This is a genomic window from Citrobacter sp. Colony219 (assembly GCF_019382635.1).
GTDB lineage: Bacteria > Pseudomonadota > Gammaproteobacteria > Enterobacterales > Enterobacteriaceae > Citrobacter > Citrobacter youngae.
Genome location: NZ_CP080033.1, coordinates 734,510 through 737,452 on the forward strand (window position 1 = coordinate 734,510; position 2,943 = coordinate 737,452).

Genomic DNA, 2,943 nt, shown 5'->3' on the forward strand with positions numbered 1-2,943 from the left:
ACTGCGTACCTTTTGTATAATGGGTCAGCGACTTATATTCTGTAGCAAGGTTAACCGNATAGGGGAGCCGAAGGGAAACCGAGTCTTAACTGGGCGTTAAGTTGCAGGGTATAGACCCGAAACCCGGTGATCTAGCCATGGGCAGGTTGAAGGTTGGGTAACACTAACTGGAGGACCGAACCGACTAATGTTGAAAAATTAGCGGATGACTTGTGGCTGGGGGTGAAAGGCCAATCAAACCGGGAGATAGCTGGTTCTCCCCGAAAGCTATTTAGGTAGCGCCTCGTGAATTCATCTTCGGGGGTAGAGCACTGTTTCGGCTAGGGGGTCATCCCGACTTACCAACCCGATGCAAACTGCGAATACCGAAGAATGTTATCACGGGAGACACACGGCGGGTGCTAACGTCCGTCGTGAAGAGGGAAACAACCCAGACCGCCAGCTAAGGTCCCAAAGTCACAGTTAAGTGGGAAACGATGTGGGAAGGCACAGACAGCCAGGATGTTGGCTTAGAAGCAGCCATCATTTAAAGAAAGCGTAATAGCTCACTGGTCGAGTCGGCCTGCGCGGAAGATGTAACGGGGCTAAACTGTGCACCGAAGCTGCGGCAGCGACACTATGTGTTGTTGGGTAGGGGAGCGTTCTGTAAGCCGTTGAAGGTGTGTCGTGAGGCATGCTGGAGGTATCAGAAGTGCGAATGCTGACATAAGTAACGATAATGCGGGTGAAAAACCCGCACGCCGGAAGACCAAGGGTTCCTGTCCAACGTTAATCGGGGCAGGGTGAGTCGACCCCTAAGGCGAGGCCGAAAGGCGTAGTCGATGGGAAACAGGTTAATATTCCTGTACTTGGTGTTACTGCGAAGGGGGGACGGAGAAGGCTATGTTAGCCGGGCGACGGTTGTCCCGGTTTAAGCATGTAGGCGGAGGTTCCAGGTAAATCCGGTACCTTTTTAACGCTGAGGTGTGATGACGAGGCACTACGGTGCTGAAGTAACAAATGCCCTGCTTCCAGGAAAAGCCTCTAAGCATCAGGTAACACGAAATCGTACCCCAAACCGACACAGGTGGTCAGGTAGAGAATACCAAGGCGCTTGAGAGAACTCGGGTGAAGGAACTAGGCAAAATGGTGCCGTAACTTCGGGAGAAGGCACGCTGATATGTAGGTGAAGTGATTTACTCATGGAGCTGAAATCAGTCGAAGATACCAGCTGGCTGCAACTGTTTATTAAAAACACAGCACTGTGCAAACACGAAAGTGGACGTATACGGTGTGACGCCTGCCCGGTGCCGGAAGGTTAATTGATGGGGTTATCCGTAAGGAGAAGCTCTTGATCGAAGCCCCGGTAAACGGCGGCCGTAACTATAACGGTCCTAAGGTAGCGAAATTCCTTGTCGGGTAAGTTCCGACCTGCACGAATGGCGTAATGATGGCCAGGCTGTCTCCACCCGAGACTCAGTGAAATTGAACTCGCTGTGAAGATGCAGTGTACCCGCGGCAAGACGGAAAGACCCCGTGAACCTTTACTATAGCTTGACACTGAACACTGGTCCTTGATGTGTAGGATAGGTGGGAGGCTTTGAAGTGTGGACGCCAGTCTGCATGGAGCCAACCTTGAAATACCACCCTTTAATGGCTGGTGTTCTAACGTGGACCCGTAATCCGGGTTGCGGACAGTGTCTGGTGGGTAGTTTGACTGGGGCGGTCTCCTCCTAAAGAGTAACGGAGGAGCACGAAGGTTAGCTAATCCTGGTCGGACATCAGGAGGTTAGTGCAAAGGCATAAGCTAGCTTGACTGCGAGAGTGACGGCTCGAGCAGGTGCGAAAGCAGGTCTTAGTGATCCGGTGGTTCTGAATGGAAGGGCCATCGCTCAACGGATAAAAGGTACTCCGGGGATAACAGGCTGATACCGCCCAAGAGTTCATATCGACGGCGGTGTTTGGCACCTCGATGTCGGCTCATCACATCCTGGGGCTGAAGTAGGTCCCAAGGGTATGGCTGTTCGCCATTTAAAGTGGTACGCGAGCTGGGTTTAGAACGTCGTGAGACAGTTCGGTCCCTATCTGCCGTGGGCGCTGGAGAATTGAGGGGGGCTGCTCCTAGTACGAGAGGACCGGAGTGGACGCATCACTGGTGTTCGGGTTGTCATGCCAATGGCATTGCCCGGTAGCTAAATGCGGAAGAGATAAGTGCTGAAAGCATCTAAGCACGAAACTTGCCCCGAGATGAGTTCTCCCTGAGACTATAAGTCTCCTGAAGGAACGTTAAAGACGATGACGTTGATAGGTCGGGTGTGTAAGTGTAGCGATACATTGAGCTAACCGATACTAATGAACCGTGAGGCTTAACCTTACAACGCCGAAGGTGTTTTGGCGAAGAGACATCAGATTCAGCTTGATTACAGATGACATCAGAACGCAGAAGCGGTCTGATAAACAGAATTTGCCTGGCGGCTGTAGCGCGGTGGTCCCACCTGACCCCATGCCGAACTCAGAAGTGAAACGCCGTAGCGCCGATGGTAGTGTGGGGTCTCCCCATGCGAGAGTAGGGAACTGCCAGGCATTAATTAAAGTGAAGAAGCCCATCCTGACGGATGGGCTTTTTTGCGTCTGTATTCCCGGATAACCAGGCTGTTGTAGGCCTGATAAGCGCAGCGCATCAGGCAATAAGTACGGCTACCCGTGTACGAGACTGAGTAACGGGTACGGTCGTCCGAGATCGTCCACTTCCCTCCGTCCCGTCACGCTAAATCCCATCTTCTTATAGAATCCAGATGTCTGCTTGAACACGGGTACGGCTAATCGTTCGTGCGGATTTTGTGAGGGGGTGTGCTGTATGGATATTGAGGGATGAGCGATTGGAAAGTATCAGAACCACAAAAGCAAAAAACCAGCCCGTAGGCTGGTTCTTCTAAATAGTGGTGCCGGACTCGGAATCGATAT

Annotated in this window: 2 rRNA genes and 1 pseudogene (1 of these 3 running past the window's edge); 2 read left to right on the forward strand and 1 reads right to left on the reverse strand. The window is 52.1% G+C overall.

Features of this window, described 5'->3' with window-relative positions:
• Both JTI85_RS03255 and rrf read left to right on the forward strand, forming a co-directional pair.
• Nucleotides 1-2,353 (forward strand): 23S ribosomal RNA (locus JTI85_RS03255) (it extends 554 nt beyond the left edge of the window).
• A gap of 93 nt (nucleotides 2,354-2,446) precedes the next feature.
• A 5S ribosomal RNA gene (rrf, locus tag JTI85_RS03260) occupies nucleotides 2,447-2,562 on the forward strand.
• Between the two features lie 114 nt (nucleotides 2,563-2,676).
• Here rrf and JTI85_RS03265 read toward each other — a convergent pair.
• Nucleotides 2,677-2,781: pseudogene (locus tag JTI85_RS03265) on the reverse strand (GNAT family N-acetyltransferase); the annotation flags it as partial.
• Nucleotides 2,782-2,943 lie beyond the last annotated feature (162 nt).